14 protein-coding genes and 1 pseudogene are annotated in these 15,713 nt (G+C 65.9%); 9 read left to right on the top strand and 6 right to left on the bottom strand.

Going from position 1 to position 15,713, the window contains the following annotated elements; translation table 11 throughout:
- Positions 1-5 precede the first annotated feature (5 nt).
- From ACQUQ0_RS00610 to dmpG, 3 genes are all read left to right on the top strand, one after another.
- A complete protein-coding gene (locus ACQUQ0_RS00610; RefSeq protein WP_435182548.1) occupies positions 6-1,490 on the top strand; it encodes an aldehyde dehydrogenase family protein in 1,485 nt (494 codons plus the stop codon).
- 253 nt (positions 1,491-1,743) lie between these two features.
- Positions 1,744-2,688 carry an acetaldehyde dehydrogenase (acetylating) gene (locus ACQUQ0_RS00605; protein WP_435182547.1) on the top strand — a complete coding sequence of 315 codons (945 nt, stop codon included), beginning with the start codon at positions 1,744-1,746 and terminating at the stop codon, positions 2,686-2,688.
- Positions 2,681-3,724, top strand: coding sequence for a 4-hydroxy-2-oxovalerate aldolase (gene dmpG, locus ACQUQ0_RS00600; protein ID WP_435182546.1), 1,044 nt, complete (start codon positions 2,681-2,683; stop codon positions 3,722-3,724). Before ACQUQ0_RS00605 ends, dmpG begins: the two co-directional genes overlap by 8 nt.
- Positions 3,725-3,760: 36 nt before the next feature.
- Here the strand turns inward: dmpG and ACQUQ0_RS00595 are convergent, their stop codons facing one another.
- Positions 3,761-4,147 (bottom strand): VOC family protein, encoded by a 387-nt coding sequence (locus ACQUQ0_RS00595; protein ID WP_435182545.1) that lies wholly within the window; start codon positions 4,145-4,147, stop codon positions 3,761-3,763.
- A 124-nt stretch (positions 4,148-4,271) separates the two neighbouring features.
- On the opposite strand from ACQUQ0_RS00595, the gene ACQUQ0_RS00590 reads away from it, so the two are divergent.
- Positions 4,272-5,048 carry a 2-keto-4-pentenoate hydratase gene (locus ACQUQ0_RS00590; RefSeq protein WP_435182544.1) on the top strand — a complete coding sequence of 259 codons (777 nt, stop codon included), beginning with the start codon at positions 4,272-4,274 and terminating at the stop codon, positions 5,046-5,048.
- A gap of 24 nt (positions 5,049-5,072) precedes the next feature.
- Here ACQUQ0_RS00590 and ACQUQ0_RS00585 read toward each other — a convergent pair whose 3' ends face one another.
- From ACQUQ0_RS00585 to ACQUQ0_RS00575, 3 genes are all read right to left on the bottom strand, one after another.
- Complete coding sequence (locus tag ACQUQ0_RS00585; RefSeq protein WP_435182543.1) at positions 5,073-6,014, bottom strand: VOC family protein; 942 nt, start codon at positions 6,012-6,014, stop codon at positions 5,073-5,075.
- A gap of 129 nt (positions 6,015-6,143) precedes the next feature.
- Positions 6,144-7,820, bottom strand: a complete 1,677-nt coding sequence (locus tag ACQUQ0_RS00580) for an aldehyde ferredoxin oxidoreductase family protein (protein ID WP_435182542.1) — start codon at positions 7,818-7,820, stop codon at positions 6,144-6,146.
- 60 nt (positions 7,821-7,880) lie between these two features.
- A complete protein-coding gene (locus ACQUQ0_RS00575; RefSeq protein ID WP_435182541.1) occupies positions 7,881-9,275 on the bottom strand; it encodes an SLC13 family permease in 1,395 nt (464 codons plus the stop codon).
- Between the two features lie 127 nt (positions 9,276-9,402).
- Between ACQUQ0_RS00575 and ACQUQ0_RS00570 the strand changes: the two are divergent.
- From ACQUQ0_RS00570 to ACQUQ0_RS00560, 3 genes and pseudogenes are all read left to right on the top strand, one after another.
- A pseudogene (locus tag ACQUQ0_RS00570) lies at positions 9,403-9,834 on the top strand (thiamine pyrophosphate-binding protein); the annotation flags it as partial.
- A 217-nt stretch (positions 9,835-10,051) separates the two neighbouring features.
- Positions 10,052-11,026 carry a thiamine pyrophosphate-dependent enzyme gene (locus ACQUQ0_RS00565; protein WP_435183026.1) on the top strand — a complete coding sequence of 325 codons (975 nt, stop codon included), beginning with the start codon at positions 10,052-10,054 and terminating at the stop codon, positions 11,024-11,026.
- Between the two features lie 464 nt (positions 11,027-11,490).
- Complete coding sequence (locus ACQUQ0_RS00560; protein WP_435182540.1) at positions 11,491-11,649, top strand: hypothetical protein; 159 nt, start codon at positions 11,491-11,493, stop codon at positions 11,647-11,649.
- 15 nt (positions 11,650-11,664) lie between these two features.
- Here the strand turns inward: ACQUQ0_RS00560 and rdfA are convergent, their stop codons facing one another.
- On the bottom strand, positions 11,665-12,282 hold the full coding sequence (gene rdfA, locus ACQUQ0_RS00555) for a rod-determining factor RdfA (RefSeq protein ID WP_435182539.1): 618 nt from the start codon (positions 12,280-12,282) through the stop codon (positions 11,665-11,667).
- 48 nt (positions 12,283-12,330) lie between these two features.
- Positions 12,331-14,271, bottom strand: coding sequence for an archaea-specific SMC-related protein (locus ACQUQ0_RS00550; protein ID WP_435182538.1), 1,941 nt, complete (start codon positions 14,269-14,271; stop codon positions 12,331-12,333).
- A gap of 34 nt (positions 14,272-14,305) precedes the next feature.
- Between ACQUQ0_RS00550 and ACQUQ0_RS00545 the strand changes: the two genes are divergently transcribed.
- Both ACQUQ0_RS00545 and ACQUQ0_RS00540 read left to right on the top strand, forming a co-directional pair.
- Entirely contained in the window at positions 14,306-14,539 is a 234-nt protein-coding gene (locus tag ACQUQ0_RS00545) for a hypothetical protein (RefSeq protein WP_435182537.1), read from the top strand.
- Between the two features lie 359 nt (positions 14,540-14,898).
- The gene (locus ACQUQ0_RS00540) at positions 14,899-15,660 is read left to right on the top strand and encodes an IclR family transcriptional regulator (protein ID WP_435182536.1); all 762 of its coding nucleotides are present in this window, start codon (positions 14,899-14,901) and stop codon (positions 15,658-15,660) included.
- The last annotated feature ends 53 nt before the right edge of the window (positions 15,661-15,713 follow it).

Below are 15,713 nucleotides of genomic sequence, written 5' to 3'. Positions count from 1 at the left end.
GGCGTATGTCAGAAGCCGAGCTATCCCAGGACATCTCAATCGACGCGTTCTGGAACGCCCTCTACATCGACGGCGAGTGGGAGTCGCCCGGAGACAGAGACCGACTGGACGTGACGAACCCCGCGACCGGCGAGAAGGTCACCGAGGTCCCCGCGGCGACGGCCGAGGACGTCGACCGCGCCTACGAGGCCGCGGTCTCGGCCCAAGAGGAGTGGGAGCAGGTAACCCCCGACGAGCGCGCGGCGGTCGTCCGGCGCGTCGCCGACCTCATCGACGAGTACGAGGCGGAGATCCGCGAGATCCTGGCGGTCGAAAGCGGCGCCGCCAAGCCCCGACAGGACATCGAACACGGCGGGACGGTCACCTTCGTCCACGACGCCGCGTCCTTCGCGTTCCGCGCCTCCGGCGGCCACAACCAATCGAAGATCCCCGGCAAGGAGAACATCATCCAGAAGGAGCCCGTCGGCGTCGTCGGCGTGATCTCGCCGTGGAACGTCCCGCTGAAGCTCTCGATCCGCGCGGTCGCGCCCGCGATCGCCCTCGGCAACAGCGTCGTGCTCAAGCCCGCCCGCGAGACGTCGATCTCCGGCGGCCTGCTCCTGGCGCGGCTCTTCGAGGAGGCCGGCCTCCCCGACGGCGTCCTCAACGTCGTCACCGGCAAGGGCTCGGAGGCCGGCGACCGGGTCGCCGCCCACCCCGACAGCGACGTCATCGCCTTCACGGGCTCGACGCCCGTCGGCCAGCTCGTCGGCCGGAACGCCGTCGACCACTTCGCGTTCCCCGCGCTCGAACTCGGCGGCAACAACCCCCACGTCGTGCTGGAGGACGCCGACCTCGACCAAGCGGTCGCCGCCGGGACCTTCGGCTCCTTCTGGAACCAGGGCCAAGTCTGCATCTCGATCAACCGCCACCTCGTACACGAGTCGATCTACGACGAGTACGTCGAGCGCCTCGCCGAGCGCGCCGCGGAGTTGGAGATCGGCGATCCGACCGACGACGACGTCGTCATCGGGCCGATCATCAACGAGGCCCAGCGCGACGAGATGATCGAGTACGTCGAGCAGACCCTCGACCAGGGCGCGACCCTCGAAGCCGGCGGCGACTACGAGGACCTCTTCGTCGAGCCGACGGTCCTCTCTGATGCGACGAACGATATGGCGGCCGCGTGCAACGAGCACTTCGGCCCCATCGCGCCCGTCATCCCCTTCTCGGACGACGAGGAGGCGGTCGAGCTCGCCAACGCCACCGAGTACGGCCTCGCGGCCTCCGTCCACTCCGAGGACCGCGGCCGCGCCCGCGACGTCGCCGACCAGATCGACGCCGGGATGGTCCACGTCAACGACCAGACGGTCAACGTCGAGCCGCACGTTCCCTTCGGCGGGATGAAGGACTCGGGGATGGGCCGCTACAACGGCGAGTGGATCATCGACGAGTTCACCGAGGTCAAGTGGACTTCGGTCCAGCGCGAGCCCCGCGAGTACCTGTTCTGAGGTCTCGAAGGGCGGGGCAGGCCGCCGTCCCCGTGCCCGTCCCCATTTCCGTTCTCCGTTCCTGTTCCCGTTCCCCTCTCCCTCTCCCCGTTCGGGCCCGCCGCTCCACGACTCGGCTCGGAGTAAATCTCGTTTCTCGCCTCCGTCTATTCGGCGTCACAGCCGCTGAGATCGTCGGGAATACCACTCCCGGCCGACCGGAGCGCCGTCCCGTAGGCGAAGTTATTTGTACGTCACTTTCGTACCGACCTGTATGTCGTTAGACGCAGCGATCGTCGGTCCGGGTAACATCGGGACCGACCTGATGTACAAGATCCTCGATCGGGGGGAGAACATCGACCTCCAGCGGATGGTCGGGATCTTCCCGGTCGAGGAGAGCGAGGGGTTGCAGGCCGCCGTCGACGAGGGCGTCGACGTCGGGACCGAGGGCATCGACAGCATCAAAGAGCACGCCGACGAGATCGACCTCGTCTTCGAGGCCACGAGCGCGAGCATCCACGAGCAGCACGCGCCGGTCTACGACGAACTCGACCTCTTCGCGGTCGACCTCACGCCGGCGGCCGTCGGTCCCTACACCGTCCCGGTCGTCAACGTCGACGGGGTCGTCGCGGGCGGCCACGAGAACGTGAACATGGTCACCTGCGGCGGCCAGGCGACGATCCCGATCGTCCACGCGGTCGACCGCGTCGCGAGGGTCGAGTACGCGGAGATGACCTCCCACATCGCCTCGAAGAGCGCCGGCCCGGGGACCCGAAAGAACATCGACAAGTTCACCCAGACGACCGCGGCCGGGCTGGAGGAGGTCGGCGGCGCCGACGAGGGCAAGGCAATCATCACGCTCAATCCGGCTGAGCCGCCGATCATGATGCGGAACACCGTCTACACGATGGTGGACGGCAGCACCGACGTCGACGAGGTACGCGACTCCGTCGACGACGTCGCCGAGGCGGTCCGCTCGGACGTCCCCGGCTACGAGATCACGCTCGAACCGACAGTCAAAGACCAGGACGACGTCGCCTTCGACCTCGGCGACTCGGTCATCCTCACCACGATGATCGAAGTCGAGGGCGAGGGCCAGCACCTCCCGCCCTACGCGGGCAACCTCGACATTATGACCAGCGCAGCACTCGGCACGGCGGAGCGCGTCGCAGCACAATCGGTCGAAGCGGACGTCGCCGGAGGTGTCGGCGATGACTGACGCCGACGTCCGTCTGGTCGATATGACCCTCCGCGACGGGATGCACGCCGTCGACCACCAGTTCACGCCCGAGGAGATGGCCGACGTCGCCGCGGCCCTGGAGGCCGCCGAGATGGACGTCGTCGAGGTCTCCCACGGCGACGGAATGGGCGGCTCCTCGATCAACTACGGCTTCTCTGCGGCCACCACCGAGGAGTACCTCGACGCCGTCGCACCCGAACTCGACGACACGCGACTGTCGGTGCTGATGCTGCCCGGAATCGGCACGGTCGAAGAGATCGACATGGCGATCGACCGCGGCGCCGACATGTGCCGGATCGCGACCCACGTCACCGAGGCCGACATCTCCGAGGACCACTTCACCAAGGTCAAAGACCGCGGGCTGGAGGCGAACGGCCTGCTGATGCTCTCGCACATGGCCGAGCCCGAGCGCGTCCTCGAAGAGGCGCAACTGATGGAGGAGTACGGCGCCGACGCCGTCTACGTGATGGACTCCGCGGGCGCGCTCCTGCCGCAGGACGTCCGCGACCGCGTCGGCCTCCTCACGGAGGAACTCGACATCGAGGTCGGCTTCCACGCGCACAACAACCTCGGCCTCGGCATCGGCAACACCCTGGCGGCGCTCGACGAGGGCGCGACGACGGTCGACGGCTGTCTCCGCGGCCTCGGCGCCGGCTCCGGCAACGCTCAGATCGAGGTGCTCGTCGGCGTGCTGAAGAAAGCCGGCTACGACATCAACCCCGACTTCTTCGGCGTGATGGACGCCGCCGAGGACGTCCTCGTGCCGATGATCGACGACGACGAGATGCCCGAACTCGACAACGACTCGCTCATCCTCGGGTACGCGGGCGTGTACTCCTCGTTCCTGCGGCACACCCGCCGCGCGGCCGAGAAGTACGACCTCGACCCCCGCGAGATCCTGATCGAACTCGGCGACATGGAAGTCGTCGGCGGGCAGGAAGACCTCATCACCGACGTCGCCTCGCGGCTGGCGGACGAAAGCGGCGCCGCCGCGGAAGCCGCCGGCGACGACTGATTCGGAGAAACCGGTTCGGTTTTTTCTCTCGATCGGCTACAGGTCGTCCCGCGGCTCGACCAGTTCGATCACGTGACCGTCGGGGTCGGTGATGAAGGCGACGCGAGCGCTCGCGCCCGTGGAGTCGAGCGGGCCGCGGAGCAGCTCCGTGTCGGTCTCCTTCTGGAGGCGTTCGACCTCGGCGTCGGTGTCGGAGACCTCGATCGCGAGGTGGTCGAACCGCGCGGTCTGCGGCTCGCCGAGGTCGTGGCCCTCCTTGTGCTTGAACTGGATCTCGGTGTCGCTCTCGCCGCGGACGTAGACGTTCGTGGCGTCGTCGCCGCCGACGAACTCGTTCGTCTTCTCCAGTCCCAGAGCCCCGACGTAGAAGTCGAGCGTCTCCTCGACGTCCGATACCCAGATCGCGCTGTGGATGACGTCCATACCGGAAGGGACGCGGGCGGCGACATAAATTCAGGGGAATCGTCGGCGATGGGACGTACGCTCTCGCCCGCCCACGCGGAGGTCGGACACCAACCTATTTGACGCCCGACGGGGAAGCGAAGGTATGGTCTCGGAAGACACACGCGAGGAGTTGGCAGAAGCGCTCTACCAGGCGCTGCGCGAGCAGTCGCCGATCGACCGGCTCACCGCCGACCACGACCTCTCGATGGCGGACGCCTACGACGTCCAGACGCGCCTGATCGACCGCCGCCTCGACGACGGCGCCGAGATCGTCGGCCACAAGATCGGCCTGACGAGCGACGGCATCCAAGAGCAGCTCGGCGTCGACGAACCCGACTTCGGCCGCCTCCTCGATACGATGTTCGTCGAGGGGCGGGAGATCCCCGGCGATGACCTGATCCAGCCGCGGGTCGAGCCCGAGATCGGATTCGTGTTGGAGAAGCCGCTCGAACCGCCCGTGACGTACCTGGACGTGCTCGACGCCACCGGGTCGGTCCTCCCCGTCGTCGAGGTCATCGACAGCCGCGTCCGCGACTGGGACATCCGGATCGAAGACACCATCGCCGACAACGCCTCCTCGGCGCTGTACGCCGCGGGCGAGCGGACTTCGATCCCCGACAACGACCTCTCGCTTGAGGGCGTGAAGCTCTACAAGAACGGCACGCTCGAATCCTCTGGCGTCGGCGCGGCGGTCCTCGATCACCCCGCGCGCTCTGTCGCGTGGCTCGCGAACACCCTCGACGACCTCGACGAGACGATCGAGGCCGGCCACCTCGTCCTCAGCGGGTCGCTGACGCCCGCGGTCGACCTCGCCCCCGGCGACGTCATCTCCGTCGAGTTCACCTCGATCGGGACGGTCAACGCCCGCCTGAGCGAGTAGCGCGAAAAGCGACTCCCTCTTGTCCTATTCCGTATACGGGATGCCGTCCATCTCGTACTGCGTGCCGAACCACTGGTGGTCCGACTCGGAGCCGATGCTCTCCTCCCAGACGACGGTCTCCCAGTCGGGCTCGAAGTTCAGGTAGCCCGGACCGGCGAACAGCTCCAGGCGGATGCCGCTGGCGGGGTCCTTGACGTAGAGGTAGTTCGCGTTCGTGATCGCGTGCTTGCCCGGGCCGCCGTCGATCTCGACGTTGTTCTCCGAGAGGATGTCGGCGGCGTCCCACAGGTCCTGGAGGTGGTCGAGGTGGTAGGCGATGTGGTGGAACTCGCGTGTGTCGTCTTCGAGGCGGTGGACCGCGAGGTCGTGCGGCAGCGGCGTCGTGGCGTGCCACCAGCCCCACGTCGTGCCGTCGGCGGACTTGAAGACCTCGTTGAGGCCCATCCCGAACTCCTCTTCGAAGAGCTCGGAGGTCGACTCCGGCGAGCCGTCCTGGACGTGGGCGTGATCGATCCGCTGGGGGTACACCCGGTTGGCGTACTCGGGGCTGTACCGCCGCATCGGGATGTTCGAGCGCTGCTTCCCGTCGATGTCTGGCTTGTCCATCTCGTAGTAGATCTCGAAGCGGTGGCCCGCGGGGAACTCGAACTGGATCGACTCGCCGATGCCGGCCTCGTGGCTGCCGTCGGTCCAGGTGACGTCCATCCCCAGTTCCTCGAAGCGCTCGGCGAACTCCTCGACGGACTCGGGGTTCTTCGCCCGGAGCCCGATGTGGTCGACGGCGCCCCGCTCGCCTTCGGTCAGGCTCATCGTGTGGTGCTCGTAGTCCCGGAGCCCGCAGAGATACGCCGTGTCGTCGTCGCGCTCGACGACTTTCATCCCCATCAGGTCACGGAAGAACCAAAGCGACTCCTCGAGGTCCGGCGTCTCGAACGCGATGTGTCCGAGCTTGGCAAGTTCTGCCATACTGTTACCCGCTTAGCGGTACGGTTATATACTTCTTTCTAAGCGGTACGGGACGATCGCCCGGGGGGATCGGTCGACGGCGCGTGCTCCGTTCCGAATCAGGCGCGAAAAAGATCTCGTGGACGCCGCTCAGTCGTCGGCGGCCTGTGCGAAGTCCGCGACGAGGGTCTCGGGGACGACGCCGTCGTCGCTCCAGCCGCGGGCCTCGTAGTACTCCTGGATCGAGGATTCGAGGTCCGGGAGGTCGTACGGGAGGCGGTCGTCCTCGATGTCGCGGCCGCGCTGATTGGCGAAGTGGCGTTCGAGGTTCACGATGCGGTCGCCGACCGAAAGCAGGTCCTCGTAGTCCTCGTCGAACAGCGCCTCGAAGATCTCCGCTTCGATGATCCGGCCGATGCCGAACTGACAGACCACGGCGCTGTCGCGGATCGCGTTGCGGTTCTCGTTGTCGATGATGTGCTCGGACTTGCCGGCGGTGCCCTCCGCGGGGATGACGTCGTTGTACTCGTCGATCATCGTCGTCGAGTACATATGGTCGGCGCCGCGGTTCGAGACGGCGTAGGAGAGCCCCTGGCCGTGGACGACGCGGCCCTCGTGGGCGGCGAAGTCCATCCCCTTGACGGTCCAGTTTTCGACCCCGAGGTCCTCGTGGACCCGCTCGATCCCCTCGGCGAGCGTGTCGCCGATGCCCTCGCGGTGGGCGATCTTCTCGACGAGCTCGTGGATCAGCTCTACGTTTCCGAACTCGTCCTCGCTGGCGAGGTACGCGGCGATGGTGTTACCGCAGGAGATGGTGTCCATCCCGAGGTCGTCGCACATATCGTTCGACTTCATGATGTCGACGATGTCGTCGACGCCGGAGTTGCTCCCGAAGGCCATAATGGTCTCGAACTCCGGCCCCTCGGTTTCGAGGCCGCTCGCGTCGTCGCGGGTGGGGAGCTTGCAGGCGAACGCACAGACCGAACAGGCCGCCTTCTTGTACTTCTTCTCCTCGACGCGGTCGCCGTTGATCTTCTCGGCGTTCTCGAAAGAGAGTTCGGAGTAGTACCGCGTCGGGAGCCCGAAGTTGTCGTTGAGGACCTGGACGAGGTGGGTCGTCCCCTGCCGCCGGAAGATGTCGTCGCTGGTGGCGGCCTGCCGGTGGACGTCCATCTGGACGTCCTCGTTCGGCATCTCGATCTCCGGGGGGGAGTCGCCCTGGAAGGAGATGCACTTGACGTTCTTCGCGCCCATCACGGCGCCGAGGCCGCCGCGCCCGAACGCGCGCTCGTCGTAGGTCATCGCCGACGCGAACCGGACGAGGTTCTCGCCGGCCGGGCCGATCGTCACGAGGTTCTCGCTTTCGAGCCCGTGGCGGTCGTTCATCTCGTCTGTGACCTCGGGGACGGTCGCGCCGGCCAGCTCGGGCACTTCCTCGAACTCGACGCCCTCGTCGGTGACGTGGATCGCCAGCAGGTCGTCGCTCTCGCCCGCGACCTCCACGACCGAGTGGCCCGTGCCGATGAAGTTCCGCGAGAGGTAGCCGCCGGCGTTCGAAGAGAGGAGGCCGTCGGTCAGCTGCGAGAGCCCGGTGAGGTTCATCCGGCCGGTGAAGCTTATGTCCGACTGCTGGAGCGGCCCCGACGCGAGGTAGAGCCGGTTCTCCGGGCCGAACGGGTCGGCGTCGAACGGGATCCGGTCGTGCGCCAGCTTCGTCGACACCCCTCGGCCCCCGATGAACGATTCGAGTTCGTCGTCGATGTCTGCGGTCTCGGTCTCCCGAGCCCCCACATCGATCGTCAGCAGCGAACCGCGCGCGTGTAGCATACTACAATGATGCGCGACCCGATACAAAAACTATTCGCAGGGCGGCGAACCGCCGGCGCATCACCCGAAGGCCGCCAGGACGCCGAGCTGGATCGGGACCAGGAAGACGATGGTCGCGATCGTGACCGCGGCGACGACGCGGATCAGCTCCCGCGTCTCGACGATGTCGTACGCGAGGATGACGACGAGCACGGCCGACTGGTAGGGGAAGAACGGCATCTGGAGCGCGACGGCCTCGGTCAGCGTCACCGGCACGACGGGGAGCCCGGCGTTGCCGGCGAAGGCGACGACGACCGACGTGACGACGCTCGCCGCCGCCAGGCCGCTGATGACGAACAAGAGGAGCACCGTGAGCGCGAAGACGATGCCGAGGACGACGACCAACGGCGCGCCGGTCGGCACGACCGCCAGGAGACGCTCGGCCATCACCGCGGCGACGCTCGTCCGCGTCATCCCCTCGCCGATCGCGAGCACGGCGGCGATGAAAAAGAGGATCGAGAAGTCGACCTCGCCGACGGCCGCCTCGAAGTCGACGATCCCGACGCCCGGCAGGCACGCCAACAGCGTGACCAGCATCGCGCCGTAGACGGGGTGCAGGCCGTGGAACGCGTCTGTCACCCACACGGCCACCCCCGCGAGCAGGAAGACGAGCATCCGGCGTTCACGACGGTCCATCGCCCGCGCGTCCCGCTCCGGCGGCTCGAACCCCGTCTCGCCCGTCGGCCGATAGAGCGCGTACGCGACGCCGACGATGACGAGCAGGCGCCCGACGCCCATCACCGGAAACAGGAGCGCGAACCACTCGGTCCACGCGATCGACGCGCCGGTGATCGACTCGAAGATGCCGAGGACGACGATGTTCGGCGCGCCGCCGGTGAGCACCGCGACGGTCCCGAGGTAGGTGACGAGCACCGGCCCGAAGAAGAGCCCCAGGGAGGCCGCCCGGGAGTCGAACCGCTCGCCGACTTCGAGCGCCACGGGCGCCAGCACCAGCACGCGGACGATCCCGGCGGGGATCACGAGCACCAGGAACAGCCCGGCCGTCGAGAGGCCGAAGAGCAGCCGCCGGTACGTCCGGACCGGCGCCTCGGCGGCCGCGGGGGGCGTGAGCCGGTGGACGACCCGGCCGCTCGCCCACTCCGCCAGCCCGCTCCGCCGCGTCGCCTCGCCCATCACGAGCCCGAAGGCGATCAGCCAGATCGCCGGCGAGCGGAAGCCGACGAGCGCCAGCTCCAGTGAGAACGCCAGTCCGAGCAGCCCCAGGCAGACGACGCCGGTGTAGGCGGGCGAGACGACGTTGCCGATCCACAGCGCGATGCAGAGCGTCGTGATCGCGAGCATCGTCGCACCCGCCGGATCGAACGGCGCCATCGCCCGAACTCCGACCGCGGCGGCGATCCCGATCGGGACCGAGAGGGCGGACGGCGAAAGGGACGGTCGGCCGACTGCCGCCATTAGCAACCGCCTCCCGTGTCGCCGCCGTCCCGTGCTTGCACGGGCCACCCAACGGCGATCAGGGGTATAGGTGTTGGGTCCGGCGGGATCGATTCGCCTCCGCATCCGCCCGACACGAACGTTTATTATGGTGGTTGCTGTCGACGATATATCCGGACACACACGTCCCACGCAGGAACGTCTCACGCCTATGCTTCCCCCACATTCGCCCGACCGATCCGCGGACCGCACCGTCGCCGAATCGATGCTCCTGTCGCTCGCCGAGTGCGGCGTGGAGTACGTCTTCGCCAACTTCGGCACCGACCACACGCCCTTCATCGAGGCCCAAGCCCGACTGTGCGAGGAGGGAGAGGCGCTCCGCGAGATCGTCGTCTGCCCCCACGAGTTCGTTGCGCTGTCGGCGGCGCACGGGTACGCCGTCGCGACCGGCGAGCCGCAGGCGGTCCTGGTCCACGTCGACGTCGGCACGCAGAACCTCGGCGCCGCGATGCACAACGCCCACCGCGCGAACGCAACCGTGCTCGTCGTCGCCGGGCTCTCGCCGGTCTCCGACGCGGGCTATCCCGGCTCGCGGGACAACCCCATCCACTACGCCCAGGACGTGTTCGATCAGACCTCGATCGTCGAGGAGTACTGCCGCTGGACGGGCGAGTACCGCGTCCCCGCGGATCCCCGCGAGACGATCCGGCGCGCGCTCTCCCGGACCGTCGGGACGCCGTCCGGGCCGGCGTACCTCACCGCCGCGCGCGAGGCGCTCGAAGCCCCCGATCCCGCCGGTGCCGGTGGTTCGGACGACAGCGACGCCGACGTCCGACCGGTCCGGAAGACCCGACCGGCCGCGCCGGACGACGCAGCGCTGGCGCCGATCGAGGAGCGACTCCGGGCGGCAGAGCGGCCGCTCGTCGTCACGAGCAACGGCGTGGCACCGACCGGCGACCCCGACCTCGACGCGCTCGTGGACTTCGCGGAGGCGGTCGGCGCGGGCGTCGTCGAGCACGTCCCGCAGGTCCTCTGCTTCCCGCGGGATCACGAACTCCACGTCGGCTACGACCCGAGCGGGCCCGTCCGGGAGTGCGACCTGTTGGTCGTCGCCGAGTCCGGTGTCCCCTGGGTGCCCTCCCGGGTCGAGATCCCCGCGGGTCTCGACGTCGTCCAGATCGACACCGATCCCGGGAAGGGGACCTACCCGCACTGGCCCTTCGAGATCGACGAGACGGTGCTGGCCGACCCGACCGCCGCGCTCCGACGGCCTCGGCTGGGCGGTCCCGGGCGGGATCGGCGCGAAGCTCGCCGACCCCGAAGCGCGGGTCGTCTCCCTCGTCGGCGACGGCGGCTACCTGTTCAGCAACCCCGCCGTGAGCGTCCTCGCGGCGAACAACGCCGACGCGCCGACCCTGAGCGTGATCTACCACAACGACGGCTGGGAGGCCGTCCGGCGGGCCACCCGGAAGCAACACGAAACGGGCGCGGCCGCGGCCCAGGGCGTCCCCGAGGGCGACTACGGCGAGACGGTCGACCTCTTGCGCATCGCGACGATCAGCGACGCACACACCCGCCGGGTCGACGATCTCGATTCCCTCCACAACGCGCTGGAAACGGCCGTCGCGGCCGTCGACGGAGGCCAGGACGCGGTTCTGGACGTTCGGCTCGATCCGAAAAGTGATTTTCTATTTGAAAATGGGAATCGACGAATCCGGTCATACTGTTGGCCTTCCACTATCGTCACTATTGGTGCTCAAAATATCGATTAATTACTTATGATTCAAATTCATCAAAATCTAGTACTATTTAGCATATAAATATAGATACGGATCGTAACGTGATAAATGAATATGTTTGCCCAGCAGGCGAAGATGTAGACGTATTAACGTCCTATATCGGCACATTTTGTATTAAAATATAGTAGGGTTTGGGTTTTCTATACGGAAACAATCGTCTAATTTTCGGGATTCAAAAGCGGAACAGCATCCGTGAACTAGACGTCGTACGACCCGGAGCGGACCACGGCCAAAAGAAATAACATTCGTACCTTTGTTATCGAACTTTGGCTTCGTCAGTTGAATCCCACGACACCGTATCTGGGCTCTGTACGTCGGTTTGAGAGCTTCGGGCCGGATTATTGGCTGCGAGTTCCGTCTTGCAGACCACATTGAACTCCCGGATTTTGTCGATGAAAACACTCCATTCCTGCTCTACGAACGTCGAGGGGGCGCGTGTGGTCGGCAAAGCCATCATCGTCGACGGCGAGGTCGTCGGCGCGATCAGCATCGTCGGGCCGGCGAACCGCCTGACCGATCACCAGCTGGAAGACGGCATCGTGGATCAAATCCTCGGTGCCGCGAACGAACTGAAATTGAAACTCAGTCAGGCGTGAGGGCCGCCGACGGGATCACGCGTTCTGACACTGACAGCCGCGCTCTTCGAGGAACTCCGCGATGGAGTACTGCTCGCCGCACTGCTGACACAGCACCTGCAGATCGAGGAGCACCTCGAAGTCGGCGGCCTCGATGCGGCCGGTCTCGCGGAGCTTCTCGATCCGCTCTTCGGTCACAGAGAGCGTCCGCGTCATCAGCCGCTGGATGCTCTGGAGGTCCTTCTCGACCTTCTCCTCGTCGGTGAGGTGGTGATACTCCGCGCCGCGGTACTCCGTCAGGTACGAGCGGATCGCCTGATAGCTGACGAAGTCCGATTCCAGTTTGTCGACGTCGATGCCGTTCTGTTCGAGGCGGTTTCGGGTGTCGGTCCGGACCCCGGTGCTGATGTCGTCGTCGGTGAGGTTCCGGTACGTCGAGGCGACGTCGCTTTCGAGGGCGCTCAGTCCGGCGTCGATGAGCGCCTGTTCCAGGATCCGCCTGTTGAAGTAGTCCGCGAGGTCGCGGAGGCTCGTCCGCTCGACGCCGTCGCCGGTCCAGCGCACTTCCAGTTCGTCCCCGAGTCCTTCGAGGTCGTACTCGTCGATCAGCCGTGCGACCTTGCTCGATGGTCGATCGTCGGTCGTGTCTGCCATTGGATGCTGTGTTCGGCCGGGAAAGATAGTCGGTTCGGTTCGTCTCGATCAGATCGAGGTGACGCGGGTGAAGTCGTCGTCGAGCGCCTGGGCGTCCTCGGGCAGGAGCGCGACCACGAGGTAATCCGCGTAGTCCGCGAAGTACTCCACGAGGGCGGCGATCCGATCGGAGTCGATCGCTTCCAGGGAGTCCAAGAGCATGAACGGCACCGTCTCGTGGAGGTCGTGGACGAGATAGCCCGCGAGCGCGAAGATCAGGCCTGTGACCTCGCGTTCGCTCTCCGAGAGGTGGTCGATCGTGTCCTCGTAGGCCGCGCCGTTTTCGGTCGTTCGGACGATGTGGAGTTCGAAGCGGGTCTGGGCGCCGCTCGCGTCGCCCTCCTCGATGCGTTCGATCCAGATCCGCTCGATGTTCTCGTAGCCCAGCAGATCGAGGATCGACTCCATATGTTCGTTGAAGGACTCGACGGCCTCGCCTTCGATCTGGTCGATCTTCGTCCGCTGATCGGTGAGTTCGTCGACCAGTTCCGCGCGCTGCTCGCGGAGGTCGTCTGCGCGCTCGACGTCGGCCTCGATCGACTCGATCTCCTCGGTCACCTCGTCGAGGTCCGATTCGAGGCTGTCGATCTCGAACTCCAGCTGATTGGCCTCCTTGTGGAGCGAGAGGATCTCGTCGAAGTCCGCGGATTCGAGGTTCTCGACCTCGGATTCGAGGGCCTCGACTTCGTCGGTCAGCGACTCGCGCTGGTCTTTCAGCGCGTCGATCTGGTCGCTCCGCCGATCGAGTTCGTCGTCGACGTCGTCGATCTTGCGCTCGATCTCGGTGCGGCGGCGCTGCTTTTGGGTCGCCTCTCGTTGTTCTTCCTTCCGCGCTTCGAGGTCGCTTTTGACCTCGTTGAGCTGTTCGACTTTTTCGCTCCGAAGGTCCTTCAGCCGGTCGATCGTGGACTCGATCTGGCCGCGCTCGACCGACGAGCCGCAGGTCCAACAGACGACGGTCTCCGCGTCGTCGCCGACGAGCCGGTCGGTGACGGAGCCGCCCTCGGCGGCGGCGCCGCCGTCCTGGAGGAGTTCGTAGTCCTCGGCTTCGAGGCGCTCCTCGTTGTACTGGATCAGACTGCGGAGCTCGTTGATCTCGGTGTTGAGGTCCTGGCGCTTCGAACGGAGCCGGTCGATCTCGGCTTCGAGGTCGCGGTGGTCGCCCATCGGCGTCTCCGGGAGCTCTGCGAGGTCCTCTTCGAGCTCGCTCCGTTCGCGCTTCAGCGAGGAGATGCTCTCCTCTTGACGTTCGATCTTCCGGCGGACGGATTCGAGCTCCGAGCGGGTCTCGCGGAGCTCCTGGAGCTTGTCTTCGAGTTCTGCCTGTTCCTTGCGGCCCTGTTCGACGTCGCGGCTGCTGTCGTCGATGTCCTCTTCGAGGTCGGCGAGCTCCTCGCGCTTGTCTTCGATCTTCTCGCGGAGGGTGTTGCGTCGGCGTTCCAGATCCGGAAGTTCGCGCTTCTCGGATTCGATGCGGGCGAGTTCGTCGTTGATGTCGCCCTTCTCGTCTTCGAGGCGGTGGATTTCCGAGCGGATGGCCTCGACGTCGACGGGCCGCATAATGACGTCCCGGAGTTGCTCGTCGCGAGCGGCGGCCTGGCGGGCGTCGTTCGTTTCGAGGAGGAACGCGAAGAGATCGGCGACCTCGGGGTCGTCGAGGTAGGCGTCCCCCTCGAACTGGACGCCGTCGCCGACGCGCTTGAGGGTCCGCTCGTAGGTCGTATCGCCGAGCGTGAGTTCGATGCGGCCCCGGTCGGCGTCGCCTTTCAGGGCGACGCGCTCGCTGCCCATCGCACCCATAATCGAGCGGAGGAAGGAGGTCCGATTGGTCGCGTTCTTGCCGGTCAGAACCGTCACGCCGGGCGGAATGTCGACTTCAGTTCGATCGATCCCCCCCACGTTCTCGACGGAGAAGTGAGCGGAGTCAGCCAATTGCTTCGAAGTAGCCATATTTCGAGTAACTACGCTTGTGTATAAATGCTTTGTGCAACAACTCGACACTGAGTACCCGTTCACGGCGGCGCTGTTCGAGATCATCGAACTATCGGGCGGTTTCGACCTCTCTATCGTCGGCGACGCGGCGGGTATCCCTGTCGCGCGCGCCGACTGGGTCCGCGCCGCGGAACGGGGCCACTACCTCGGGTCGAAGGCCGATTCGCCGGGAGCGAGAGGGACCGGAGACAGAATCGGGAGTTCCTGGCCCGGAAACAGAAGATAACAGTCGTACTTCCGTTATGCGTGTCGTACGCGCAAGTGGGTCAGCGCACCCGCGCAGTTCCCGACTCGCAGCGAACTGATCCCGTCGAGGGAGACCCCACCGAGTCCGGCGACCCTCTCCGAGGAAACCAACCTGTCATTCGAATAAACCGGACAATATTCGGTAGATACAGAATCGGAGAGAGGGCCCGGAATACGCCGATTTTGCACGTTCGAAACGATTACTACACATATGATAAAAGTTCGAAAGAACGGATCTGCGGCGTTTGCGACCGCCTTTCGTCCGTTCGCTACGAGATAGAGAATTGTTCGAGATAACCGCAGTACTTAGGTCGGTGGAGTGCAAGCATCCACACAGGAATGACCAACGACGCTCCCCCGCTGAAGACCATCCGTCGGGCCTTCGAGATAATGGACGTGCTCAAACAGCAGAAGCAGGTCGGCGTCGCGGAGCTGGCGCGCCAACTGGACCTCCCGAAGAGCACGGTCCACGACTACCTCCGGACGCTGCGGACGATGGGCTACGTCGTCAACGACGACGGGACCTATCGGCTCGGGTTTCAGGTGCTCGAACTCGGCGGCCAGGTGAAGTACCGCAATCGGCTGTTTCACGTCGCGAAGCCGGAGCTCGAACGCCTGGTCGAAGAGACCGGCGAGCAGGCCAGCGTCAACGTCGAAGAGCGCGGCGAGTTCGTGATCCTCCACACGGAGTTCGGCGCCGACTCGCTCCGGCTCGGGATCTATCCGGGGCTTCGGACGCCGATTCACACCCACGCGGGCGGCAAGGTGATCCTCGCGCACCTCGACGACGAGCGGATCCAGGAAATCATCGACACACAGGGGCTCGAAGCGCGCACGGAGTACACGATCACCGACCCCGACGAACTCGCCGCGGAACTCGAAGCGATCCGACGGGAGGGCTACTGCGCCGACCGGAACGAACAGGTGGTCGGGATGGGCGCCGTCGCCGCGCCGGTCACGATCGACGGCCGCGCCATCGGGTCGCTCGGCATCGTCTGTCCGAGCGACCGCCTGCTCGAAGACGACTACCGGGAGAAGCTCGCCGCTGAGGTCCAGAAGTCGGCGAACATCGTCTCGGTCAATTACCAGTACGCTCCCTGAACCGTTCGGGAATATCGAACGCTCTCGTGCGGCATCGCACCACGATATTCCGC

It is taken from the genome of Halobellus sp. EA9, assembly GCF_051195055.1.
GTDB classification, from domain to species: domain Archaea; phylum Halobacteriota; class Halobacteria; order Halobacteriales; family Haloferacaceae; genus Haloquadratum; species Haloquadratum rubicundus.
Note: the sequence above shows the minus strand (reverse complement) of the source record. Positions and strands in the feature narration are given on the sequence as shown.

Bases quoted from the DNA above. Each gene is read 5' to 3' on its own strand.
- ACQUQ0_RS00610 (WP_435182548.1), top strand. From the start codon at position 6: ATGTCAGAAGCCGAGCTATCCCAGGACATCTCAATCGACGCGTTCTGG.
- ACQUQ0_RS00605 (WP_435182547.1), top strand. From the start codon at position 1,744: ATGTCGTTAGACGCAGCGATCGTCGGTCCGGGTAACATCGGGACCGAC.
- dmpG (WP_435182546.1), top strand. From the start codon at position 2,681: ATGACTGACGCCGACGTCCGTCTGGTCGATATGACCCTCCGCGACGGG.
- ACQUQ0_RS00595 (WP_435182545.1), bottom strand. From the start codon at position 4,147: ATGGACGTCATCCACAGCGCGATCTGGGTATCGGACGTCGAGGAGACG.
- ACQUQ0_RS00590 (WP_435182544.1), top strand. From the start codon at position 4,272: ATGGTCTCGGAAGACACACGCGAGGAGTTGGCAGAAGCGCTCTACCAG.
- ACQUQ0_RS00585 (WP_435182543.1), bottom strand. From the start codon at position 6,014: ATGGCAGAACTTGCCAAGCTCGGACACATCGCGTTCGAGACGCCGGAC.
- ACQUQ0_RS00580 (WP_435182542.1), bottom strand. From the start codon at position 7,820: ATGCTACACGCGCGCGGTTCGCTGCTGACGATCGATGTGGGGGCTCGG.
- ACQUQ0_RS00575 (WP_435182541.1), bottom strand. From the start codon at position 9,275: ATGGCGGCAGTCGGCCGACCGTCCCTTTCGCCGTCCGCCCTCTCGGTC.
- rdfA (WP_435182539.1), bottom strand. From the start codon at position 12,282: ATGGCAGACACGACCGACGATCGACCATCGAGCAAGGTCGCACGGCTG.
- ACQUQ0_RS00550 (WP_435182538.1), bottom strand. From the start codon at position 14,271: ATGGCTACTTCGAAGCAATTGGCTGACTCCGCTCACTTCTCCGTCGAG.
- ACQUQ0_RS00540 (WP_435182536.1), top strand. From the start codon at position 14,899: ATGACCAACGACGCTCCCCCGCTGAAGACCATCCGTCGGGCCTTCGAG.